Source organism: Actinoalloteichus caeruleus (genome assembly GCF_049311605.1).
GTDB classification, from domain to species: domain Bacteria; phylum Actinomycetota; class Actinomycetes; order Mycobacteriales; family Pseudonocardiaceae; genus Actinoalloteichus_B; species Actinoalloteichus_B caeruleus.
This window is the reverse complement of record NZ_CP186005.1, coordinates 6,114,420-6,137,697: the sequence shown is the minus strand read 5'-3', so window position 1 is coordinate 6,137,697 and position 23,278 is coordinate 6,114,420. Positions and strand designations below refer to the sequence as shown.

The following is a 23,278-nucleotide window of genomic DNA, read 5'->3' as shown; positions in this document are numbered from 1 at the left end:
AGTCCGCGAGCCACCACCCCCTGGGCAGGCGGCATCGCGCTCTGAGCGCCTTCTCCCGCCGCTGCCCCGTCGAACTGGGTGGCCGGACCACTTCCCCTCACGGTGCGCACTGGTCCGACTACCTGACCCACTCCCCCTCGGGTAAGCGAAACGGAAGGAGCCCCCATGCAGTCCTGGGCGAAGCGAGGCGTGCAGGCAGCTCTCGTCACCAGCGGCCTGCTGATCGTCGGCCAGGGCGGTGCCGCGGCGGCGGCCGAGTGCTGCCCCGACCGGCCGAGCTCTCCACTGACCGGCACGATCCCGCTGCCCCACGGTGAGAACGCCGCCGAGGTGACGATGCCGCTGGGGCGGGTTACCCCGGCCGGTGCGGCGGCCGTTGGCCAGTCCACCCGGCACGTCATCGAGCCACTCACGACCGCCCCGTCTCCCACCGACGGCGCCGACGACCTCCGTCCCGACCACGACCGTGCACCCCGAAACGAAAGCAGGACGAACATGGCCATGCCCGCTGCCGACGACGCAGCGCTGAACCACTTCGACGAGAGCCAGTACAGCCAACACCAGGAGGCCGCCGAGTACTGGCGGCCCGTCGCCGACGCGGCGGCGCTGGACGGGCTCCCGGGCGGTCGGTTGTTCAGCGGGCTCTACCGCGCGCTGGCCGGTGACATCTTCGCGGGCTCCCCCGAACAGCCGGCGGACAACTCCAAGACCACGGAGCTGTCGCTCCGCGACGTGCGGGCCGCCCTCGCCGCTGACCCCCGTGGCCAGGAAGCCGGAGTGGGGGTCGAGCACTCGGAGCGGGACTCGGAGGACGTCACCACCTCCGTCCTGCCGGACGGTTCGCTGCTGACCCTCAACGGGGTGCCCACCGAGGTCATCCGGTCGGCGCTCGGGCAGGCCCACCCGGAGACCGAGGACAGGGACCCGCTGGTCGTCTGGGGCGAGCAGCTGCCCGACGCTGGCGAGCTGCCGAGGATCCCCGAGATCAGCGAGTTCGTGCGCACCAGTGCCCTGTCGAAGGCCAGCGTGCTGCCCGGGATGGGACTGCTCGCCGGGCTGGGCGACGCCACCGGAGTGGCCCTACCCGCCGCCCCGCGGGCCCGGGACGCCGGTGAGGGCACCGAGGCCGACCCCTTCGTCGACGACCGGCCCACGGTCGAGTTCCCGAGCGTCGCGGCCACCGACGCGGCGGTGCTGCCCGAGGTCGGCAGCGGTGAACTGAGCAGCGTTCCGGCCCCTGCCCTGGGCCAGTTCACCAAGGACCTCGACGCCGAGCTGTCGATCCTCGACCCGCTGCGCTCGCTGTCCTGGGGGCTGCTGCTGCCCACCGAACTCCCCGAGTTCCCGGAGATCGGCCAGCTGAACTCGGAGAACGGGCTGCCGAGCCTGTCGGACCTGACCTCGGTTGGTGTCGCGTTGCCCGCGGTGCACTCCGAGGACGAGGTGGCGGGCCGGAGTAACATCCTGCCCACCAACAAGCTCGGCCTGGACGGGCTCCCCGACCTGAACGTGGGTCGCCCGAACCTCCAGGTCGGCCAGATCTCGGGTGCTGAGCAGCTGCTGCCCGCCTCGCTGGGGAGCGCTGACCAGCCCCGGCGGACGGCTCTCGCCACGGCTCCCGCCGGCCGCAACAACGAGACCGGAGTGCGGCTGCCCGTCGCCAACACCAGCGACCTCCCCCTGCGGGGCGCGCTTGACGCCGTGCAGATCGACGCCCTCAACAACATGGACGCGGTGCGGATTCCCCCGCGTACCTCCCAGGCTCCAGCGTTGAGCACGCTGGACACCGCAGTCCTGCTGCGGAGCGTGACCGGTGACGAGGAGGGCAGCAGCCGGCTGTCCCAGAGCTGAGCCGTACTGACCGGGAAGTCGCGGTCGGTCGTGTTGGGCGGCGCCACGCGCACGCGTCGACCAGCACGGACGGTCGCCCCGGTCGGTGGTTCGGGAAGGACGGGTCGGAGGCCGTTGCCCCCGGTCTCCGACCGCACCTTCCCACCGGATCCACGCGAACGGTGATTCCGATTCCGGCGGGCCCCGAGAGCGACGCTCTCGGGGCCCGCCTCCGTCGTCCGGTGGGGAGGCGGGGATCAGCCGCGCCCGGGCGGGCCTCGCTGCCACCGGCCACCCACGGGGCTCGTCGGAGCGTCGTGGACGGGCCCGGCGACCGCCGGTGGGCTCGCCTGGGGGCCGTCCCGCCCCCATCCCCGAACTCGCCACCGGAGCCGGCGGCCCTCCGTCCGATGCGGTCGTCGTGGTGCCAGGCGGCCCACCCTCCGGCGCTGGTGGAGACGAGGGTGATGCCCCTGCACGTCGGCCGGGGGCGCGGTGGGGGTGTTCCCGGGGGGGGCAGGGGAGGCGAGCTGGGCGGCCTCCCCGCGCGTTGGGCGAGCGGTGCGGTGGTGGTGGTCCTCGCGGGTCCCGCCCCACGCCCGGTGCCGGGTCGAGGGTTCCCGGCGCCGCTCCTCGCGCGAACCACCCGGCCACCAGGTCCTCCAGGCCTCCCCGTGGCCACGCACCACCTGGTCGCGTCTCCTGGTGCGCCTCCGGTCGGAGCCGCAGCGCCGGCTCTTCCCGGCACCTGCGGTTAGCCCCCGTATCCGCGCTGGTCCGCCGGGGTTGGTGGAGGTCGCGGAGGGATGGGTGCCTCCCCCGGCTGGTCGGCGCCACGTCGACGACGGTTCCCGGCGCTCCGGCGGGAGCGGCGCCCCGGTCGGGCGCCGCGTTCCCGGCTCCCAGACCGGCGCGCACCCCGGCTCCGCCGCCGGAGTCCAGGGGCGGAGCGGCGACGATCCAGGAGGGACTGCCCGAACACGCGGTGTTGTCGGGAGCAGCGAGTACCGGCCGTTGGTGGGAGGCACTGTTACCAGGCGGTGCGGGCACGGGATGGTGGTGCGCGGCGGCGGACGGCCCCCCGGTCGGTGGGTACCCCGCCCTCGCTGGTGTTCCGGGGTGCAGGCGGCCCGGGGCCGCCTCGACAGGAGGCAGGGCCGCCGGCGGCCTGGGCGGTCCGGGTGTTGACCGAGGGGGTCGAACCGTTCCCCGGGCGGGCCGCGCCGCCGGCGCGGCCGGTTTCGAGCGGCTGCTCCGCCGGCGGCGAGCCGAGTCGGCTGTCCCTCGGCGGGTGGCGGGTGGAGCGGGCCCGGCTCGGTGATCGTGCCGGGGACGCGGACGTCCGCCCGGGGCACGCGACGTCGCGGTGCCCTGGAGCCGCCAGCCGGTCAGCCGCTCTCCACCTCGGGCAGCTCCAGCCGGCCCGCGAGGTGTGGCACGGGCCAGGCGTGCGGTTCCGCCCGCAGCAGTTCCTCCGCCTTCGCCATCATGGCCAACACGGATGCCGAGCCGTCCCCGGTGACCCAACAGCTCCGGAGGCGGGGCCGCAGGCGGGCGCCACCGAGCCGCGTGGGCTGGCTGACGACCTCCCGGGCCCGGAGTGCGATCGGCGCCCCGTTGCCCCGGGGGTGTTCGGCGATCACGGCGAACTCGTCACTGCCGTATCGGGCGACGGTGTGGTCGCGACGCATCCCGGTGCGGAGCCTCATCGCGATGAGGTGCAGCAGCTCGTCACCCCGCTGGAAACCGTGCCTGCTGTTGAACAGCGCGAGTTGCTGCACGTCGAGCAGGACGAGGGTGACCAGGGTCCCGTGCACGTCGGCACGGGCGAGCGCCTGTTCCAGCCGGTCGAAGAGCAGGGCGCGACCGGGGAGACCCGTGAGCGGGTCCCTGCCGACGTCCTCGCCGAGCCCGGGACTGTCCACCGGGCGCAGCAGGACCAGCAGCGCCGGGCGGCCCCGGTGGCTCACCAGGTGGTAGGTGCCGATCAGTCGCGTCTCGGGGGTGGCCCGGTGCCGGACGACCAGGGGCAGCGTCAGGGTCCCGGGGTTCCTGCGGAGCTGGGTCAGCAGTGCGGAGGTGTCCGGGAGCGGGGCTCCCGAATCGTCACGCAGCGCCCAACCCGCCGGCCTCCTCCCGTTGAGCAGCCTTTCGCGGCTCAACCCGAGCAAGGCTCCGGCGAGCTCGTTCGCGGCGATCAAGTCGCCGCGTTCGTCCTCCAGCAGCACTCCCACCGGTAGTTCCGCGACGAGCTCGTCCCAGACCGTCCCGGTCCCCCGCCGTGCCGCCGTCCCCACGGCACCCATGTGGCCCCATACCTTCCGCCGAACGGAGCACTGGGGCTGAGCTTCCCCCGGAAGCACGAACAGTTCAAGCGCGCCGCTACCACTCGGAAGGGTGGGATTCTGCTGCCCCGTTGACGACGGGTAGCTGGTTCGTCGTGGGGACGTCCTCGGAAGCAGGATGGGAGTCGCGGCGTCTCCCGGTTTTGCCCAGTTCAGCCGCGACCGCGCGGGTGACGATCAGTCGATCGGGTAGCACTCTTCAACTGAAGGGCTAATCAGGCTTGCCTTGTCGGCCGGGCCTCGCCGGAGGAGCCACGTGGCCGTCCGAGGAAGCCGAGCCCTTCGCGGTCGGCCCCGGGGGAGGGGCCGCGCCCGGCGGCCCGGTCCGGTTCCGGCCGTGCCGTCGCCTGGGCGGACCGCGTCGGCGTGCGGGCTCGCTCGCCGGACGGCCGGGTCCTCGGAGGAACCGCGTCGAGCGGGCCGGCGTCCCACATCGTGGCGGCCCCGTGGAACGTCCGGTGAGGGGAGATGGTGTGGAGGACGAGCCGGCACTCGCCCGACTCCGGGAACTCGACGAGCGGGTGGTCGCGGTGTCCTGGCGGCACCTGACCTCGGTCGGTGCGGGCTCCCTCGCCGCGGGACTGGTGGGAACGCTGCTGGGTGTCGTGGTGGGCCTGGTCGCGGTGTTCTCCGCGCGGGACGCCGGCATGCCGACGTTGGGTCTCGTGGTGGTGGGCTGGGTGGCGCTGCTCGCCCTGGTGTGGTGGACGACGCTGCGCCCGCTGACCGCGCGGCACGGTCCGGTCGGGGCGGAGTACCGGCGGGCGGTGGCGGATCGGAACGCGGCGGAGGCCGAGCTGACGACCTGGGCGGCGCGGCCACCACGCGGCAGCGCCTCCCAGGACTGGGCGCGCATCGACGCGGTCCACGCCCGGATGGACGCGTGGTACACGCGGGCCACGTCCTTCGAGCAGCGGCATCGGGCCTCGAAGCCCGATTCGGTCCTCGTCGGGCTCGTCCTGGTGGCGCTCGTCTTCGTGCTCGTGCTCGTCTCGCTCCCCCCGAGGGGAGCGCTCGGGCTGCTGGTGGCTGGCCCACCGCTGCTGGTCGGCTGGGGTCTGGTGATGTCGGTCGCCCTCCGCCGGCTCTCCGAGGACGCCTTCGTCCGGTCCGCCCGGATCCGCGGTTGGCGTCGGGAACTGGACCACCTGGCCCGCCGGCTCCGCACCGGAGCCGGTGCGCCGGCGTGGCGGTTCCCCCGGTTCCGGGTGCAACGGCTGTGGTTCCGCCTCAAGGTCGGTCCCTCGCCCGCCGTGGTCCTGCGGTCGCTGCCCGCCGAGGGGAACCCCCTGCGCCGGTGGTTCTGGCGCTGGCTCGGCCGCTCGGCACTCGTTCCCGTCGGCGTCCTCGCGCTGCTGGTGGTTCTCGGGCTGTTCGCGAACCGGTGACCGGGCGGCGCGGGGGACGCGCCGTCGCCGGCCAGGGGCGCCGTTGGCGGACCGGGCCCGCTCCCGCACCTGGGAGCCGAAAGAACGACCGGCGCCGACCACGCCGGGTTACGATCTCCGCGTGCGGACCGGTGACCAGGACCTGGCCGTGTTCGAGGAGCAGCGCCCCCGCATCTTCGGGCTGGCCTACCGGATGCTGGGTTCGGCCACCGAAGCCGAGGACATCACGCAGGAGGTGTTCCTCCGCTGGTTCGGGGCCGATCGGGGAGCCCTCGTGTCGCCCCCGGCCTGGCTGACGCGGGTCACCACCAACCTGTGCCTGAACCAGTTGTCGGCCGCCCGGACGAGGCGGGAGCGCTACGTCGGTCCGTGGCTCCCGGAGCCCGTGCTCACCGGTGACGACGTCCCGGGGCCACCGGAGACGGCGGAACGGCGGGAGTCGGTCTCGATGGCCGTGCTGGTGGTGTTGGAACGGCTGACCCCCCCGGAACGTGCCGCCTTCGTCCTGCGTGAGGCGTTCGGCCACCCCCACCGGGAGATCGCGGAGATCATCGGTGTCAGCGAGGCGGCGTCCCGGCAGCTGCACCGCAGGGCCCGTGCTCGGCTCGCCGAGGAGCGGGGTCGGTTCGGCGCGGACGCCGACCAGCACCGCAGGGTCGTGGAGCGTTTCCTGACGGCCGCCACGGAAGGGGATGTCCGGGGGCTGGAGGAGCTCCTGGCCGAGGACGTGGTGTCCTGGTCGGACGGTGGGGGACGTACGACCGCCGCCCGCCGGCCAGTGGTGGGACGGGAGTCCGTGCTGCGGTACGTGCTCGGCCTCGCCGGGCACCGGGACGCCGCACTCCTCCACACCCGGTTCGCCGAGGTGAACGGCCAGCTCGGCGTGCTCCTGCTGCGGGGGGACGATCTCGTCGCCGTCCTGTCCCCCGACACGGACGGCCAGCGGATCACCACGCTGCGGGTGGTCGTCAACCCGGAGAAGCTGAGGTTCGTCGCCTCCCAGCTCGCGTGACGCACGTCACCGCCGCTGCTGTCACGGCGTGGTCCCCCACCTGGTCATCCCGGGTGAGGGAAAGGGGTACGACCATGACGCACCACATCGTCGTCCTGGGCGCCGGGTACGCGGGTTTGACGGCCGCTCGACGCGCCGCCCGGCTGCTGCGGGGCTCCGACGTCCGCCTGACGTTGGTCAACAGGTCCGAGCGGTTCGTTGAGCGGGTGCGACTGCACCAGCTCGCGGCGCGGGGGATTCCGCCCGGGCAGTCGTTGTCCCGCGTGCTCGCCGGGAGCGGGGTCGAGTTCGTCGTGGGCGAGGTGGCGGAGGTCGACGCCGAGGCCCGCGCGGTGACGCTGGTGGATGGCCGAGGCAGTCTCACCTACGACTCGCTCGTGTACGCGCTCGGCAGTGCCGCCGACCTCGACGCCGTGCCCGGGCTCCGCGAACACGGGTTCGCCGTGGCGGACGCGGAGGGGGCCGGGCGCCTCCGGGCCCGTCTCGACGAGCTGCCGGGTGGGGCGGTGGTGGCGGTCGTCGGCGCGGGGCCCACGGGTGTCGAGGTGGCGGCCGAACTCGCGGAGGCCAGGCCCGACCTGTCGGTCGAACTGGTGACCCGATCGGAGCTGGGGGGCGGGTTGTCCCCCGGGGCGCGACGTCACCTGCGTCGGACTTTCGCGCGGCTGGGTGTCGGGGTTCGCGAGCACCAGCGGGTCACGGCGGTCGAGCGGGACGGGGTGGTGACGGCCGAGGGGGCGCGGCTCGCGTGCACCGCCCTCGTGTGGGCCGGCGGTTTCCGGGTGCCGTCTCCCGCCGCGCGCTCGGCGCTGCGGACCGACGAACGCGGGCGCCTCGTCGTGGACGGGCGGCTGCGTTCGGTGTCGCACCCCGAGGTGTACGGAGTGGGGGACAGCGCGAGTGCGGCGACGGTGACGGGTGGGGAGACGCGGATGTCCTGCCAGGCCGCTCTACCGATGGGCCGCTACGTCGCGGTGGACCTGGCACGGACCCTGCGGGGGCGGCGGTCGGGGAGACCAGCCCGCATCCGTGACCTCGGGCTGGACGTGGCTCTCGGCCGTCGGAACGCCGTCGTCCAGCTGTTCCGGGGAGGCGGTCGCCCCGTGGGCGCCGTGCTGACGGGGCGACCCGCCGCATGGATCAAGCACAGGGTGGTTCGGGCCGCCGCGTGGCTGGCCGGGGCCTGACGACGGTCGTTCGGGCGGCGCGTTCGCGGTGCGTCCGGCCGGTTGGTCCCGGGGGTGCCGGGCGGGAGGTGGGTGGCGTCGCCGCCGCTCGGTGGGCACCGGGCCGTGCCCACCACCTCCGCTGCCCGAGGCGCGGGCGGGGTCCCCACCAGGGGGGGCGGCACGGCGGTCGGCGTCACGAGGACCGGTCCAGGGGCGTCGGGGCTCCTCCCGGTCGGATGGTCGCCGCGGCTCGGAGGGTCACGCCGGCGCCGGCGCCGGGGGCAGCGGTGCGCTGGCAGCTTCCGGGGACAGGCCGTCGAGCACGAGCGCGAGGTAGCGCGACCAGCCCCGTCCGACGTGGTCCGCGCTCGCGACGAGCATGGTGACCAGGCAGGGGAAGTCCTCCGGGGTCAGGTCGGCGCGCACCACGCCCGCCTGCCTGGCCCGGGTCAACACCTCGTCAAGGGGCCGCAGGTAGCGGCTGGCGATGGCGGCGGCCCGACCACCCCCGACCAGTTCGAGGATCCTCGGGTGCTCGACGAACACGGCGGTGCTCTCCGCCAGGGCGGTGGCCAGCGCGCGACGTGGATCGTCGTCGGCGGCGGCGCGCCGCAGGACCGGTTCCACCCGCTCGGAGAAGTAGTCCTCGAGCACCGCGGTGAGGAGGTCCTCCTTGGTGGGGAAGTGCCGGAACAGCGTGCGCGCGGTGACCCGCGCGTCCTTGGCGATCCGCTCCAGGGGGACCTCGCTGCCCAGTTCCTCCACTGCCGCCCGGGCCTGGGCCACGATGGCGGCCCGGTTGCGCCTGGCGTCCGCGCGTAGGGGCCCGTTCCTGCTCTCCGCCACCGCGCAACGCTAACACCCCTCCCAGTAAATGTCAGTTAAGTGACAGTTGTGTCATGATGCGTCCATGGAACACGGCATCGTCACCTTCCTGACCGACTACGGCATCGACCCGGTCCGCCTTGGCCATGCGGTGGAGGAGCGCGGGTTCGGGTCCCTGTTCCTCACCGAGCACACGCACATCCCCGCCAGCCGCATCACCCCGTGGCCGGTGGGCGCGCCGGTCCCGCGACCCCTGCCCCGCCACTACTCGCACACCTACGACCCGCTGGCCGCACTGGCCGCGATCGCGGCGACGACCGAGCGCGTCGGCCTCGGCACCGCCGTGTCGCTGGTCAACCAGCACCACCCGATCACGCTGGCCAAACAGGTCGCGAGCGTGGACCGCATCTCCGGAGGACGGCTCGAACTGGGCGTCGGCCCTGGTTGGAACAACGAGGAGATGGCCAACCACGGTGTCGACCCGGCGCGGCCGATCGCGCGGATGCTGGAGCTCGTCGCGGCCATGAGGGCGATCTGGACCGAGGACGAACCGGAGTTCCACGGCGAGTTCGTCGACTTCGACCCGATCTGGTCCTGGCCCAAACCGGTCCGCCGCCCACCGGTGCTCGTCGCGGGCGTCGGGCCGACCGTGCTGGACCGCGTGTTGAGCCACGGTGACGGCTGGTTACCGCTCCCGCTCTTCAGCGCGGAGCGGTTCGCCGCGCGCATCGCGGAGCTGCGTTCCCGGGCGGCTGACGTCGGGCGCGCGGTGGACGTCACCCTCTACGGCGGCAGCCCGGGGGCGCTGGGCTCGTACCACGAGGCGGGGTTCGACCGGGTCCTGTTCGAGTTGCCCGACCACGAGGACCCCGACGACACCCTCCGTGAACTCGACCGCTTGGCCGGCGTCATCCACGGGAGGCGGTGATCGCGGGTGGGACCTGGGCCGAGCCACGGCCGATCGGCCGACGTGGTCGAGGAGCAGAGGTGGTCGGACCCGAGTCACCATGCCAGCCCCGCGCCGGGTGACGGGTTGATCCGGGGCGTCCGGGGCCGTCTCCCACCGGCACCCGCGCGCCACGTGCCGGTGCGTGAGTGCCACCTCCGAGACACGTGCGATCAGGGGCCCGGGTGCCTCGTCCTCCAGCCAGTCGAAGCGGGGGTGACCGTCCCGTTCCTGGCCCGGCCTCCTGGCCGAGATGGCTATCAGGGCCTGGCGACGACCCACCTCCGTCGCGCGTGGGCATCGGTCGCGGCCGCCCGGGAGCTCGGAGTGGCGTCCACCCGGTGACCGGCGGAACCAGGAAGGCACCACACGGGCCAGGCCCTACGGGTGCCGGGGCTCAGGTCTGGGCCATGTCCACGAAACGGCTGTAGTGCAGCTGGTGGGCGACGGTGATCGTCGAGGTCGGGCCGGCGCGGTGCTTGGCCAGGATGAGGTCGGCCTCGCCCATCCGGGGGTCGTCCCGTTCCCAGGCGTCCGGGCGGTTGATCAGGAGGACCATGTCCGCGTCCTGCTCCAGCGAGCCGGACTCCCGCAGGTCGGAGAGCATGGGGCGTTTGTCGGTGCGCTGCTCGGGGCCACGGTTCAACTGGCTGATCGCCACTACCGGGACCTCGAGTTCCTTCGCCAGGAGCTTGAGGTTCCGGGAGAACTCCGAGACCTCCTGCTGGCGGGACTCCACCCGTTTGCCCGAGGTCATCAGCTGGAGGTAGTCGACGACGACGAGTTTGAGGTCGTTGCGCTGCTTCAGGCGCCGAGCCTTGGCCCGGATCTCCATCATGGTCAGGTTGGGCGAGTCGTCGACGAAGAGCGGTGCCTCGCTGACCTCGCTCATCCGCCTGGCCAACCGGGTCCAGTCGTCGTCGGACATCCGGCCGCCCCGCATGTCCTGGAGCCGGATCCGAGCCTCCGCCGAGAGCATGCGCATCACGATCTCGGTCTTGCTCATCTCCAGGGAGAAGATGACGCTGGTCATGCCGTGCTTGATGGAGCAGGACCTGGCGAAGTCCAGCCCCAGGGTGGACTTGCCGACACCGGGACGCGCGGCCACGATGATCATCTGGCCCGGGTGGAGGCCGTTGGTCACGGCGTCCAGATCCGTGAAGCCGCTGGGGACCCCGAGGGACATCCCCCCTCGCGACGCGATGGCGTCGATCTCGTCCATCGTCGGCTGGAGCAGGTCCTCCAGCACCGAGTAGTCCTCCGAGGTGCGCCGTTCCGTCACCTCGTAGATGGAGGACTGGGCGCGGTCGACCACGTCGTCGATGTCGGCGCCCTCCGCGCCGTGGTAGCCGAGCTGGACGATGCGGGTGCCGGCCTCGACGAGCCGTCGCAACACCGCCTTCTCCGCGACGATCTCCGCGTAGTAGCCCGCGTTGGCCGCGGTGGGCACGGTCGCGATCAGGGTGTGGATGTAGGGAGCACCACCGACCCTGGTCAGCTCCCCCCGGCGTTCCAGTTCCGCCGAGACGGTGATCGGGTCGGCCGGTTCACCCCGCCCGTAGAGGTCGAGGACGCAGTCGTAGATCGACTGGTGTGCCGGGCGGTAGAAGTCGTTGGGCGTGATGACCTCGACCACGTCCGCGATCGCGTCCTTGCTCAGCAACATGCCGCCCAGTACCGACTGCTCGGCCGTCAGGTCCTGGGGTGGCTGCCGCTCGAAGCCCTCCGGCGTGGCAGCTCGCTCGTCGGTCAGCGCCACCTGTCCCCCTCGAACTCCTGTGGTGTCGGTCTCGGTCTGGTCCCGGCCCCAGCTGGGCGCGACAGCGCAGCGCACCGCCGTGCGGGCACGCTAGGACGCCCCGGCGTGCCCAGGCAAACAGGCATGGGGGCAGCCTGTGGACAACCTGGGGACAACCTGGGGCGGGTTGACCACATTTCGGTGGAGAACTGGGGATAACTTGGGGACAACTCACGGCACCCCCGACATCAGTGCAGGTCAGGGGCTGTGGATAACTTGTGGATAAACCGACGGCCGGTTGTGCGGCGTGTCGGTCCAAGTTGTGAATTCGGCGTGTCGCGCCTGTTCCTCACCGGCACCGCCGGGAACGCACGACCTGTCGCGGAGGGCCGGAACGACACGGACCCCACGTGTCGCACCGATCAGGAGCGGGACACGTGGGGGTCCGTCAGTCACTACGGCACCGCTGCCGGGGTTCGCCCGGTCGCGGAGCCTCAGCTCGCGGCGACGACCTCGAGCCGCAGGTCGACCTTGACGTCAGGGTGAAGGCGGACGTCAACGCCGTACTTGCCGGTCTTCTTGATGTGGCCGCGCAGCTGCACGGCCCGCTTGTCGAGCAGGGGGCCACCGGCGGCCTTGACGGCCGAGACGACGTCGGCAGTGGTGACCGAGCCGAACAGCTTGCCGGAGTCGGCGCTGGCACGGACCTCGTACCGGACCGGACCCAGGTTGTCCAGCGTCGCCTTGACCTCCTTGGCGTGGTCGAGGTCGCGGATCCGCCGGGACTCCTGGGAGCGGCGGATCGTGGCCACCTGCTTCTCCGCGCCCTTGGTCGCCAGGATGGCGTAGCCGCGGGGAACGAGGTAGTTGCGGCCGTAACCGTCCTTGACCTCGACGATGTCGCCCGGGCCACCGAGTCCCGTCACGTCCGTGGTGAGGATGAGCTTCATCTTCGATCCTCTTCCTGGTCAGCGAGCGGTGGAGGTGTAGGGCAACAACGCCATCTCGCGGGCGTTCTTCACCGCGACGGCGACATCACGCTGGTGCTGGCTGCAGTTGCCGGTCACCCGACGGGCGCGGATCTTGCCGCGGTCGGAGATGTACTTCCGCAGCAGCGTGGTGTCCTTGTAGTCGATGTTCGTCAGAACACCCTTCCGGGCGTCCTTGCAGAAGACGCAAACCTTCTTCTTGGGCTTGCGAACGGGTGGCTTGGCCATCTGGTGTTACTCCCGAAACTCGTCAGATCTTCGACGGGGCGGCGCGTGCCGTGGTTGATCCGGGACCGGATCAGAACGGCGGCTCGTCGTCGTATCCGCCACTGTTGCCGCCGGAACCGGCCGGCGGTGCGGAGCCCCACGGGTCGTCCGAGGGCGCGGCGGCGGGCGCGCCGCCACCGAATCCGCCGGAACCGCCGCCACGGCTGACCTTGTTCACCTTCGCCGTGGCGTAGCGCAGCGACGGACCGATCTCGTCGACGTCCATCTCGATCACGGTGCGCTTCTCGCCGTTGGACTCGAAGCTCCGCTGCTTGAGCCGGCCCTGCACGACCACCCGCATGCCTCGCTGGAGCGACTCGGCGACGTTCTCCGCCGCCTGCCGCCAGATGCTGCACCGCAGGAACAGCGCCTCGCCGTCCTTCCACTCGCCGCTCTGGCGGTCGAAGGTGCGCGGGGTGGAGGCGACCGTGAAGCTGGCCACCGCCGCTCCGGTCTTGGTGAACCGCAGGTCCGGGTCGGCGGTGAGGTTGCCGACCACCGTGATTACCGTGTCACCGGCCATCGTGGGTCACGCCTCTCGCTGGTCAGGACTTGGCGGTCTCGCGGCGGAGCACCTTGGTCCGGAGCACCGACTCGGTCAGGGAGAGCTGGCGGTCCAGCTCCTTCACCGTGTCGGAGTCGGCACGCAGGTCGAGGACGGCGTAGATGCCCTCGCTGTGCTTGTTGATCTCGAAGGAGAGGCGACGGCGACCCCACACCTCGACGTTCTCGACCTCGCCGCCACCCGTGCGGATGACGTTGAGGAAGGTGTCGAGCGAGGGAGCCACGGTGCGCTCGTCCAGACTCGGGTCCAGGATGACCATGACCTCGTAATGACGCATGACTGACCTTCACCTCCTGTGGGCTTGGTGGCCACGGGCTCTCCGTGGCAGGAGGGTCGTCGCGTCAGCAACGGCGTCCACCGTAGCAGCGTCGGCCGGCACCGGGTCCTCGGCCTCCCCTCGTCCTCGGGGGATGAGGTGGGCCACACCAGCGACGACGTGCCGGTACCCCACTGGCCGGCCGCCGGCGAGGCGACGTCGTCGGCGTCGGGCGGACCACGGGCGGCCGGCGGCCACTGATCCGCCCACGGGGCCAACCGGGCAGCTAGGCTCGGGGCCATGCTCATCGGTGCCCACGTCGGTGACGACGATCCGCTCAACGAGGCCGAGGCCAGGGGCGCCGAGGTCGTGCAGGTCTTCCTCGCTGACCCCAAGAGCTGGAAGGCCGCCACGCCCCACCCCCAGGCGGAGCCACTCCGCGCCGCGGGGGTCCAGCTCTTCGTCCACTCGCCCTACGTCATCAACGTCGCCTCCACCAACAACCGGATCCGGATCCCCTCCCGCAAGCTCCTGCTGTCCCATGCCGAGGCGGCGGCGGCCTCGGGCGCGGCCGGTCTGGTCGTCCACGGCGGGCACGTCCGCAAGGGCGAGCCGGAGGACGTGGGGATCGAGAACTGGCGCAAGCTCTTCGGCCGGCAGCACGCCGAGGGGGGCTTCCCGGTTCCCGTCCTGGTGGAGAACACCGCGGGAGGTGACGGCGCGCTCGCCCGGCGGTTCGACGTGCTGGCCCGCCTGTGGGACGCGATCGGCGAGTACGAACCGGGCTTCTGCCTCGACACCTGCCACGCCTTCGCCGCGGGTGAGGACCTGGGCGACGTGGTCGACCGGGTCCGGTCCATCACCGGCCGGATCGACCTGGTGCACCTGAACAGTTCCCGGGACCCGTTCGGTTCCTCCCGTGACCGCCACGCCAACATCGGGGACGGCACGATCGACCCCGAGCTGCTGGTCAGCGTCTGCTCGGCGGCGAACGCCCCGGTGGTGGTGGAGACTCCGTCCGAGGGGCAGGCGGAGGACATCGCCTTCCTGCGCGGCAGGCTGGGCGCGGGCTGAACGGCGCGGGTGCCGCCGGCCGGGCCCGCGCGGACGACGACGACCAGCGACGGGACGACGGGACGAGTCCTCGGATGACGGGAGTTGGACCGGCCCGCCGCGTCCGACTCGCCACCGGTGGGCTGGTGCCCTCGCGGTGGCTGAGGGAGCGGGGGGAGACCGGCCAGTGGTCAGGCTGACGGAGCGGGCACAGTCAGGTGGATGAGATGCGGGGCGAGGAAGGGGTCGGCGCCGGCCCGGCGGCCGACGGAGCCGAGAACCGACCGGCTGGTCGGGCGCGCGGGTTGGCGGGACCGAGTACCGCCAACCGGCTCACCCGGTACGGGCTGGCGCTGGTGGTCCTGCTCAGCGGGCTGACGCTGCTGGCGGGATACGCCAACAAGGCCCGCTGCACCGGACCCGAGTTCGACGAGTACGGGCGCAGCGGCCCGATGTACAAGGAACGGATCGACGGCGACGTCTGCTACTCCGACATCCAGCACCTGTGGCTGGGCCGGGACATCGACAAGCACGTCTTCCCGTACCTCGACGGCAGCCTGAACGAGTACGGGCAGCCCGAGGGCGGCACCGTCGAGTACCCGGTGCTGACCGGCGTGGTCATCTGGGCTGGCGCGATCTTCGCCCACAACGACGCCGAGTTCCTGCTCGGGTCGGCGCTGGTGATGGCCCCCTTCGGCCTGCTGACGGCGTGGATGCTCGGTGGGCTCTCCCGGTGGCGCGCCCTGATCTGGGCGCTGGGACCGCCCGTCGTGCTGTACGCCTTCCACAACTGGGACCTGCCGGTGGTGCTCTGCGCGGTCGCCGCCGTGTACGTCGTGCACCGGGGCTGGGGGAGGCGGGGCGCGCACCGGCCGCTGACGGATCGGGCGTTGGTCGCCTCGGTCCTGCTCGCGCTCGGGTTCGCCTTCAAGATCTACCCGGGTGTCTTCGTCCTGCCGCTGCTGCTCTACGTCCTGACGGGGGGCATCGGTGGCCGGGAGTTGCCGGCCTCGGTCCGGCGGGCGGGGCGGCGCCTCGACCCGGCCGGCGCCATGCGGGTGGCGTTCGCCGCCGTCGTGACGGTCGTGCTGGTGAACCTGCCGTTCATGCTGCTCGGGTTCGAGGGCTGGCGGGCCTCCTTCGAGTTCCAGGGCAACCGCAAGGTCGACCTGACGACGAACTCGATCTGGTACTGGGGCTTCCGGCCGTGGTCCAATCCCGACAACGGCGCCTTCCAGGCCGCGATGGACGTGCTGTCGCCGACCCTGATGCTGGCCTCGTTCGCACTCGCCTGCTGGCTGGGGTGGCGGCGTTTCCAGCGGGAGGGCACCTACCCCTGGATCGCGGTCTCGGCGGCGATGCTCTGCGGCTTCCTGCTGCTGCACAAGGTGCACTCCCCCCAGTACACGCTGTGGCTGTTGCCGTTCTTCGTGCTCATGCGCATCCGGTGGCAGTGGATCGCCGCCTACTTCGTCGCGGACCTGGCCATGGGGATCGGGATCTTCCGGTGGTACTACATCACCACCTGGGGCTTGCCGCCGACCATCTACGACGGTTTCGCGCCGCAGGCGGTCATGATCGGGGTCTGGGGGCGGGCCGCCCTGTTGTTGGCGTTGTTCTTCGTGTTCCTGAACAGCCGGTCGACGGTGGACGGTGAACCCGCGCCCAGTCCGCGCCGCCGCCGGCCGGGGCTGAGCCGGTCGCCGGCCCAGGCGGCCGTGTCGGCGGGAGCCGTGGCGCGGGGCGGGGACCCGGCGGAGCCGGGCACCGGCGCGGCGGACGCTCCGGTGGGACGGGAGGACGACCTGGGTGGCGACGCCGAGGGCACCGCCGAACGCGGCGTACCCCCGGGGGATGTGAGGTAGCGGCGGCGCAGGCCTGGTCGGGGGGCGTACCAGGCCGGCGCCACCGAGTCCTAGTGTCGACCATGAGCGCCGTTTACGTAAGCCCTTGGTGGCCTTCCTCGCTTACGTTGTGTTGTTGAGGTGTGAACCGCCGGCAGCGCTGGCCCCGCTCAGGGGCGCGGTTTTTAGCCCGAACGGCGTAGATTCTCGTCACGGTCCTGGGTGTTCACGAGTCCAGCGTGCCTCGGTGGAGGGGCGTTGCTGGTGTGGCTCGGGTGAGTGCTCCGGCCCGCGCGGGTCGCCGGCTCGCGATCAATCGCAAATATGTTTCACGATTTCCGTCGGAGCAGCGCTCCACGAGGCACGAGACCCGACCCGACGGGAGTGGTGAGGATGAACCAGGAGGGAGCTGCCGGGTCCGGGTGGCGCAGCAGCAGCCACAGCGACGGGCAGTGCGTGGAGGTGCTGTTCGGGGACGGCGTGATCGGCGTCCGGGACTCCAAGCGACCCCGGGAACCAGTCCTGCTGGTGACCAGGATGGCGTGGCGGCGGTTCCTCCGGGGTCTTCGCCGGGACGAGTTCGTCACCCGGGAGGTACCCGAGGAACTGCGCGACTGGCCCGGTGCCGCCCGCCGATAGTTCACCACCGGGGCGGCGCGTTCGGGGAACACCTGGCGGCGGGAACCCGTAGCATCCGGCCGTGTCCAACCCTCCCGAGCGGCGTCAGCAGCACCCACCGGCTCCACCGGAGCGGAGCTCCGGCTCCGGGGCCGGCCAGCGGCGGGCCGCCGGGGCGAGAGTCGACCAGGACACGCTGACCCCGTCGACCAGGGTCGTCCCCAGCTGGACGGAGCCGCTCGCACGCCGGGCCGCCGCCCCGTTCGGCGGCCCCCTTGGCCGGCACGCGGTGATCGGGAGGCACTGGTTCTGGTCGCCGCTGCGGGTCGGGCTGCTGTTCGCGATCGTCGTCCTCTGCCTCGGCTGGGGCACGAAGGCCGCCTGCATCCAGCAGTTCGTCCAGGACGGGGAGGCCTTCCTGGACTGGCGCGGCAACCGGCAGTACGTCGCGATGTGCTACTCCGACATCGTCCCGCTCTACACCGCGGAACACCTCGACCAGGGCGCCTTCCCCTACCGGGACAGCTGGACGGAGAACGCCGGCACCCCGGACGAGCAGGTCCGGTACATGGAGTACCCGGTGCTGACCGGGATGTTCCAGTGGGTCAACGCGAAACTCACCGACGCCTGGCTCAGCGTCGCCGAGAGCGGCCTGCTCCCCGCCGCCCTCCCCGTCGCGGTGTTCTTCAACCTCTCGGTGCTGTGGTTGGCGGTCGGCTGGTTGGTCACCGTGTGGGCGCTGTTCCTGCTGAGCGGGCGCCGGCCGTGGGACGCCGCGATCGCCGCGCTGTCGCCGCTGGTCATCGTGCACGCCTTCACGAACTTCGACACGCTCGCGACCGCCTTCGCGACCGCCGGCCTCCTGGCGTGGGCCCGGCGCAGACCGGTCCTGGCCGGTGTCCTGATCGGGTTGGGCGGGGCGGCCAAGCTGTACCCCCTGTTCCTCCTCGGACCGCTCCTCGTGCTCTGCCTGCGGGCCGGGAGGGTGGGTGACGGCCTGCGGGCCACCCTGGCGGCCGGGGCGGCCTGGCTGGCGATCAACGCTCCGATCTGGCTGCTCTACCCCGAGGGCTGGCGCGAGTTCTTCCGGCTGAACACCGAACGCCCGGCGGACCCCGACTCGCTGTACAACGTCGTCTCCTACTTCACGGGCTGGGCCGGGTTCGACGGGCCGCTCTCCCCCGGGGAGGCGCCGCTGGTGTTGAACCTCGTCAGCCTGCTGCTGTTCCTGGCGTGCTGCGCTGGCGTCGCCTGGGTGGCGCTCTCCGCGTCGAGGCGTCCTCGGCTCGCGCAGCTCGCGTTCCTGGTGGTGGCCGCGTTCCTGCTCACCAACAAGGTCTGGAGCCCCCAGTACTCGCTCTGGCTGGTGCCACTGGCCGTGCTCGCGCTCCCGAGGTGGCGCGTGCTGCTGGCCTGGATGACGGTGGACGCGCTGGTCTGGGTGCCCCGCATGTTCTTCTACCTCGGGGTGGACGACAAGGGCCTCCCCCCGGACTGGTTCCTCGGCATGGTCGTGCTCCGGGACCTGGCCGTCGTCGGTTTGTGCGTGTTGGTGCTGTGGGAGATCTACCGGCCCACCCGGGACCGGGTCCGGTCCGCCGGGGACGACGACCCGACCGGCGGGGTGCTCGCCGACGCGCCCGACGTGGTGGTGCTCGGGCGCCGGCGGCGGGGCGGCGGGGCGGACCGGCCCGACACCATGCGGTCGGTGGGCGGCGACGGGAAGTCCGACGTCGCGGTCATGCCCCCGCGCCCCGAGTAGCCGCCGGTCCGCTGGGCCACACGCGGGGCTCGGCGGGACACCGCCACGAGCACCCGCCCGTGCCGGGCGGCCTGGGGCGTCCCGCCACCTCGGCGTCGGTGTGCGGCGCTGGACGGGTGGCGCGGGAGGCAGCGGACCGCCGCCCCCGTCCCTCCGACACCCGGACCCGTCGTGGCGGGATCGACCGGCACGGCGAGCCCCTCCCCGGAGCCATCTGACCGGTCGACCGGATCTCACGACGTGCGTTCGGCCGTGGGACGAGGCTCGACCGGGGCCGCGACGCCTGGTGGGGACGGCACGCCCGCGTGGCGGCTGGCTCGCAGGCGTTCGGCGCCACCCGGCCCTGGCGGCACGATGTGCCCGCCGTGGTGGCGGCCGCTGGCCGGGTGACCGGGGAGGGAGTCACCGATCCCGGCCAGCGGTGGCGACCCGACCGCTGGCACGGGAACGAGGTCCTGGTCCCGTGGTCAGCTGATCGGCTGCGGGGTGGTGGTGAGCTGGGGGTCGTCCGACCGCCAGCCGAAGCCGTTCAGCACCTGGCCCCTGCTGCCCCGGTCCGGACCGTCACCCCAGCCGTCACCCTGCCCGTGGCACTCCCACGGGCGTTCCTCGCAGTCCCCTGGCGGCGGGCCGCCGGGATCAGGCTGGTCGTTGCCGTCGGACGGGTCCGGATCGGGTTGGTCGGTGTCCTCGGGCTCGGTGGACTCCTCGTCGGTGTGGCTGGGATCCGGGGCATCGGACTCCCGCTCCCGGTTCTCTTCCTCCTCCTGGCGGCGGCGCTCGGCCTCCTCCTCGGCCTGCCGGCTGGCCTCGATCTCCTCGGGCGAGGGACCGGCCTGGTGGGTGCCGATGCCGACCGCCTGCGGGAAGTCCTCCACCGGCTTGTCCGCCAGGTAGGCGTCCATGAAGGCCCGCCAGATGTCGGAGGGCACGGTCCGCCCGTACAACGGGTTCCCGGCGGCGTCCCGCATCTCCTGCTCCTGGTCGGAGCCGACCCACACCGCGGTGGAGATCTGCGGGGTGTAGCCGACCATCCAGGCCTTGGCGTTGCCGTCGGTGTTGCCGAACTGGTGGGTACCGGTCTTGGACGCCACCGGGCGCCCGTCGGCCAGCGACTGCTGGCTGGCGGCGGCGACCGGCAACAGGCTCTCGGTCAGGTTCCGGGCCAGCTGGCGGTTGTGCTCGGTGTCCTGCTGGTCGAAGGCGGGTACGCCCGCGGTGGCCTCCTCGTTGAGGAGCACCTCCTCACCGGTGTCCTCCCAGATCACGCTGGAGACGAAGTGCGGGTCCCGTTTGGTGCCATCGGCGGCGAAGGTGGCGTAGGCGGCGGCCATGTCGATGGTGCGCACCTGGTACTGGCCGAGGGCGATACCGAGGGCGGTGGCCTGGCTGCCCGGCTCCACCATGGTCTCGGCACCGTTGATCTCGTCGGGGATGCCGGAGAACACGGCCGCCTCCCGCACCCGCTTGGTGCCGAACTGGTTCGCCATGTCGATGAACGGGGTGTTCGCCGACACCTCGGTGGCCTCCCGCACGGTGCACCAGGTGGTGCTGGCGCACTTGGAGGAGTTCCGGAAGCTGGTGCCCTCGCGTTCGATCACGTCGGGCGACTCGTACCACTCGCCCAGGCCCTTGCCCTGCATGAGGCCGGCGAGGGTGACGAAGGGCTTGAAGGAGGAACCGGGCTGCTGGAGGCTCGTCGCGTAGTCGATGCCGGTCCCCCAGCCGGTGTCCTCGCCACCGGTCGGGTTGAGACCGCCACCGATGTAGGCGATGACCCCGCCTGTCTGCGGGTCGACCGCCACCAGCGAGCTGCGGAAGTGGGCCGGTTCGGTGGCCAACCGCTGCTCGACCGCCTCCCGCGCGGCCTGCTGGGCCGCCGGGTCGATGGTCGTCCGGACGGTCGCGCCGCGTTCCTGGAGCACGTCCATGCCGTAGCCGTTGGCGTCCAGCTCCCGCATGATCTGCTCGCGCAGCAGGTACTCGGTGGCGCTCACCCCGCTGGCCCGGGTCTCCTCCGGGTCCTTCAGGGTGTCGATCGGGTACTCCATGGTCTCGGCCTCGGCCGCGGTGATGGTGTTCGTCTCGACCATCTTGTTCACCGCGTGCTGCCACCGCGTCTCGGCGTGCTCGTGGCTGGACCGGGCCGGGTCGTGGCTGTAGGGCAGCTGGATCATCCCGGCCAGGAAGGCGGCCTGGGACGGGGTGATGTCCTCCAGCTTCGCGTCCCTGCCGAAGTAGGCCTGCATCGCCGAGGAGGGCCCGGTCGTGCCCCGACCGAAGGTGATGATGTTGATGTAGCTCTCGAAGATCTTGTCCTTGCTGAACTCCTGGGTGATCTTCACCGAGAGCACCAGTTCCTTGAACTTCCTGGTGTAGGTGGAGTCCATCTCCTGGGTGGCCTGCTTGATGTACTGCTGCGTCAGGCCGGACCCGCCGCCGTAGCCGGTGATGGCGGCCCGGGCGATACCGACCGGGTCGAAACCGCTGTTGCGCTCGAACGACTGGTCCTCGACCGAGATGATGGCCTGCTTGAGGACCTCGGGGATCTCCTCGGCCGGCACGAACTGGAAGTCACCGCCGTCCTCGGCCTGCGGGGTGTAGCGCATCAACTCCCGCTCGTCCTCGGACTGGATGATCACCGTCTTGTCGCGGCCGGACAGGATCTCCTGGGGGTCGGGCACGTCCCACATGAAGTAGCCGACCGCGAAGGCGGTGGCCGGGGCGAGGAACGCCAGGGCCGCCGCGACATAGCCGGTGCGGCGGATGCGCCGCCACACCTTCTTCTTGCGGGCCTTCTTCGCGGCGAGTTCGTCGACCTCGTCGTCGGGGTCGTCCCCGTCGTCGAAGCCCGGCGAGTGCGCCGAGGTGGTGAGGGGCTCCTCGTGGGTGATCAGGCGTTCGCGCAGGACGGTCGTGGGTGCCTCGTCGCCGGGCGGCATCCCCGCGCCGTTCCGGGGCGGTGTGCCCAGCCCCTGGGGTGGCTGACCACCCGGCGGGGTGCCGCCGGGAGCGGGGGGTGCCTGGTTCATCCGGGTCGCGGCGTCCTGACCCGGTCCCTGCGGACCGGGGGGGCCACCTGGCGCTCCTGGACCACCCTGCGGACCGGGGCCGTGTCCCCCGGGGGCGGGCGGTTGCTGGTTCATCCGGGTGGCCGGGTCCTGGTTCGGCGATCCCGGCCCGCCTGCCGCCGCGTGGCCGGCGGCCGCGCCGGCCTGCTGGCCTCGTGGCGGGCGTCGATCGCCCTCGGGCTGGTCACCGGGCCTGCCCTGAGGGCTGGCCGAGGGGCCGTTGAGAGCGCGGTCCACGCGGTTGGGCTGGTCACCGGGTTCCGGCCGGTTCTGCGGGGCACCGCCCTGCGCGCCGGGGCCGTGCTGCGGGTTGCCGGGGGTGCCCTGGTGCGCGCCGGGGGGCGGCGGTTGCGGGGGTCGACCACCCGGGCCGCCGGGGGCCTGGGGTGGCTGCGGTGCTCCCGGCGGCTGCTGGGGCGGCGGACCGCCCGGGCGCTGCTGGCCGGCGGGCGCGCCCGCCGGCCTCTGGTGACCCGGCCCGGGCTGGGCCGGAGGGCGCTGGGGCTGCTGGCCCGGGGGCGGGTTCTGCCCCTGCGGCCCGGCGTTCGGGGCGGAGGGGCGCTGGCCTCCCGGCGGACCGGCGGGGGGCGGCGAACCGCCCAACTGGCCGCTCAGGGAGGGTGGCGCGCCGGCCGCCCCGTGGGGTGCACCGGGCGGCGGGCCGCTGATGGGCTGGCCGCCAGGGGGCGTACCCGGAGGGCGGCCGGACGGCGGCGGCTGACCGGGGCCGGCGGGTGGCCGTTGTCCTCCCGGGCCGGGCCGTGGTGGATGCGGGCCGGGGCCGTGCGGCGGCTGCGGCGGGCGCTGCGCGCCTCCTCCCGGCCAGGACGGCGGCTGGTCTCCGCCGGGGCCGTGGTTCGCCGGACCCCCCTCGCGGGGGGCGTGGCCACTCGGTGGATCATTCACATCATGACGTGCACCACCGGGGTGGCGTTCGTCACGCGGTCCCCGGGGTGCGGGGCCGCCCTGCGGCGACCGGGGTTCCCGGTCACCCTGCGACCGGTTGTCATGTGCGTCGTTCACGAGTAGGGCCTCCCAAACTGACGCCCCATCCTGGCACGTCGTTCGGCGTTCTCGGCGGTTCCGGTGTGTTCTCGGCGCTGGTGGTGGTCACGGTGTGCTCACTCGGCGGCCGTCCACCGCCGGGAACCGCCGTCGCGCGATCCGCGCCCTCCCAAGACGTATGACTGCACCAGGTGGTTCCAGCCACACGTCCGGCAGACCTCGACCACGTATACCGAGAACTCCTCGAACATGGTCGCCATCCGCGCCAGTTCCTGTGGCGCCCGCGCCGACCCCGCGGCGTGCTTGAGTTCGTCGCCGTAGATCCAGGAAACCCTGGTCAGCAACTCCTTCCGGCACATCGGGCAGGTCACGTCGCTTGGCTCGCCGTGGAACTTCGCCGCCCGCAGCAGGTACGGGCTGGCGTCGCAGACCTCCATCACCCCGACTCGACCCGAGTGCACGTCGGCGAGCAGCGCCCTGCGCTGCAACGCGTAGTCCACCACCTGTCGTTGGGTCCGCACGAGAACAGCGTACGTGCCCGGGGAAGGGGGGCCATGCGCTGATCGGGGGTCCTTCGGCTGCCGCCCGCGCGGAC

19 protein-coding genes are annotated in these 23,278 nt (G+C 72.5%); 10 read left to right on the top strand and 9 right to left on the bottom strand.

Features of this window, described 5'->3' with window-relative positions:
* Window positions 1–165 precede the first annotated feature (165 nt).
* Window positions 166–1,851 (top strand): hypothetical protein, encoded by a 1,686-nt coding sequence (locus ACOJVX_RS25550; protein WP_030227387.1) that lies wholly within the window; start codon window positions 166–168, stop codon window positions 1,849–1,851.
* Between the two features lie 1,367 nt (window positions 1,852–3,218).
* Here the strand turns inward: ACOJVX_RS25550 and ACOJVX_RS25545 are convergent.
* On the bottom strand, window positions 3,219–4,136 hold the full coding sequence (locus ACOJVX_RS25545) for a diguanylate cyclase domain-containing protein (protein ID WP_418154761.1): 918 nt from the start codon (window positions 4,134–4,136) through the stop codon (window positions 3,219–3,221).
* Window positions 4,137–4,633: 497 nt separating this feature from the next.
* On the opposite strand from ACOJVX_RS25545, the gene ACOJVX_RS25540 reads away from it, so the two are divergent.
* The 3 genes from ACOJVX_RS25540 to ACOJVX_RS25530 all read left to right on the top strand — a co-directional run bounded on the left by ACOJVX_RS25540 (window position 4,634) and on the right by ACOJVX_RS25530 (window position 7,762).
* Window positions 4,634–5,563: a hypothetical protein gene (locus tag ACOJVX_RS25540; RefSeq protein WP_155886050.1), complete on the top strand. Its 930-nt coding sequence runs from the start codon at window positions 4,634–4,636 to the stop codon at window positions 5,561–5,563.
* A 121-nt stretch (window positions 5,564–5,684) separates the two neighbouring features.
* The gene (locus tag ACOJVX_RS25535; RefSeq protein WP_026417881.1) at window positions 5,685–6,575 is read left to right on the top strand and encodes an RNA polymerase sigma-70 factor; all 891 of its coding nucleotides are present in this window, start codon (window positions 5,685–5,687) and stop codon (window positions 6,573–6,575) included.
* A 74-nt stretch (window positions 6,576–6,649) separates the two neighbouring features.
* Window positions 6,650–7,762 (top strand): NAD(P)/FAD-dependent oxidoreductase, encoded by a 1,113-nt coding sequence (locus tag ACOJVX_RS25530; protein WP_418154763.1) that lies wholly within the window; start codon window positions 6,650–6,652, stop codon window positions 7,760–7,762.
* Window positions 7,763–8,002: 240 nt separating this feature from the next.
* Here ACOJVX_RS25530 and ACOJVX_RS25525 read toward each other — a convergent pair whose 3' ends face one another.
* A complete protein-coding gene (locus ACOJVX_RS25525; protein ID WP_026417882.1) occupies window positions 8,003–8,590 on the bottom strand; it encodes a TetR/AcrR family transcriptional regulator in 588 nt (195 codons plus the stop codon).
* A gap of 64 nt (window positions 8,591–8,654) precedes the next feature.
* Here ACOJVX_RS25525 and ACOJVX_RS25520 point away from each other — a divergent pair, with 64 nt between their 5' ends.
* Window positions 8,655–9,497 carry an LLM class F420-dependent oxidoreductase gene (locus tag ACOJVX_RS25520; RefSeq protein WP_418154764.1) on the top strand — a complete coding sequence of 281 codons (843 nt, stop codon included), beginning with the start codon at window positions 8,655–8,657 and terminating at the stop codon, window positions 9,495–9,497.
* A 415-nt stretch (window positions 9,498–9,912) separates the two neighbouring features.
* Here the strand turns inward: ACOJVX_RS25520 and dnaB are convergent, their stop codons facing one another.
* The 5 genes from dnaB to rpsF all read right to left on the bottom strand — a co-directional run bounded on the left by dnaB (window position 9,913) and on the right by rpsF (window position 13,351).
* A complete protein-coding gene (gene dnaB, locus ACOJVX_RS25515) occupies window positions 9,913–11,274 on the bottom strand; it encodes a replicative DNA helicase (protein WP_026417884.1) in 1,362 nt (453 codons plus the stop codon).
* Between the two features lie 473 nt (window positions 11,275–11,747).
* A complete protein-coding gene (rplI, locus tag ACOJVX_RS25510; RefSeq protein WP_026417885.1) occupies window positions 11,748–12,203 on the bottom strand; it encodes a 50S ribosomal protein L9 in 456 nt (151 codons plus the stop codon).
* 18 nt (window positions 12,204–12,221) lie between these two features.
* Window positions 12,222–12,470 carry a 30S ribosomal protein S18 gene (gene rpsR / locus ACOJVX_RS25505; RefSeq protein ID WP_016698008.1) on the bottom strand — a complete coding sequence of 83 codons (249 nt, stop codon included), beginning with the start codon at window positions 12,468–12,470 and terminating at the stop codon, window positions 12,222–12,224.
* 70 nt (window positions 12,471–12,540) lie between these two features.
* On the bottom strand, window positions 12,541–13,032 hold the full coding sequence (locus ACOJVX_RS25500) for a single-stranded DNA-binding protein (protein WP_026417886.1): 492 nt from the start codon (window positions 13,030–13,032) through the stop codon (window positions 12,541–12,543).
* 22 nt (window positions 13,033–13,054) lie between these two features.
* Window positions 13,055–13,351: a 30S ribosomal protein S6 gene (gene rpsF / locus ACOJVX_RS25495; protein WP_081715277.1), complete on the bottom strand. Its 297-nt coding sequence runs from the start codon at window positions 13,349–13,351 to the stop codon at window positions 13,055–13,057.
* Between the two features lie 279 nt (window positions 13,352–13,630).
* On the opposite strand from rpsF, the gene ACOJVX_RS25490 reads away from it, so the two are divergent.
* From ACOJVX_RS25490 to ACOJVX_RS25475, 4 genes are all read left to right on the top strand, one after another.
* Window positions 13,631–14,404, top strand: a complete 774-nt coding sequence (locus tag ACOJVX_RS25490) for a deoxyribonuclease IV (RefSeq protein ID WP_030106392.1) — start codon at window positions 13,631–13,633, stop codon at window positions 14,402–14,404.
* A gap of 206 nt (window positions 14,405–14,610) precedes the next feature.
* On the top strand, window positions 14,611–16,248 hold the full coding sequence (locus ACOJVX_RS25485; protein ID WP_155886051.1) for a DUF2029 domain-containing protein: 1,638 nt from the start codon (window positions 14,611–14,613) through the stop codon (window positions 16,246–16,248).
* A 372-nt stretch (window positions 16,249–16,620) separates the two neighbouring features.
* Window positions 16,621–16,866, top strand: a complete 246-nt coding sequence (locus tag ACOJVX_RS25480) for a DUF397 domain-containing protein (protein WP_051313643.1) — start codon at window positions 16,621–16,623, stop codon at window positions 16,864–16,866.
* A 175-nt stretch (window positions 16,867–17,041) separates the two neighbouring features.
* Complete coding sequence (locus tag ACOJVX_RS25475) at window positions 17,042–18,607, top strand: glycosyltransferase family 87 protein (protein WP_422647587.1); 1,566 nt, start codon at window positions 17,042–17,044, stop codon at window positions 18,605–18,607.
* 467 nt (window positions 18,608–19,074) lie between these two features.
* Here the strand turns inward: ACOJVX_RS25475 and ACOJVX_RS25470 are convergent, their stop codons facing one another.
* Window positions 19,075–21,639: a transglycosylase domain-containing protein gene (locus ACOJVX_RS25470; RefSeq protein ID WP_162147277.1), complete on the bottom strand. Its 2,565-nt coding sequence runs from the start codon at window positions 21,637–21,639 to the stop codon at window positions 19,075–19,077.
* Between the two features lie 162 nt (window positions 21,640–21,801).
* On the opposite strand from ACOJVX_RS25470, the gene ACOJVX_RS25465 reads away from it, so the two are divergent.
* Window positions 21,802–22,707, top strand: coding sequence for a hypothetical protein (locus ACOJVX_RS25465; protein WP_422647139.1), 906 nt, complete (start codon window positions 21,802–21,804; stop codon window positions 22,705–22,707).
* Window positions 22,708–22,799: 92 nt separating this feature from the next.
* Here the strand turns inward: ACOJVX_RS25465 and ACOJVX_RS25460 are convergent, their stop codons facing one another.
* Window positions 22,800–23,204 (bottom strand): DUF5318 family protein, encoded by a 405-nt coding sequence (locus tag ACOJVX_RS25460; protein WP_026417890.1) that lies wholly within the window; start codon window positions 23,202–23,204, stop codon window positions 22,800–22,802.
* Window positions 23,205–23,278: the final 74 nt, after the last annotated feature.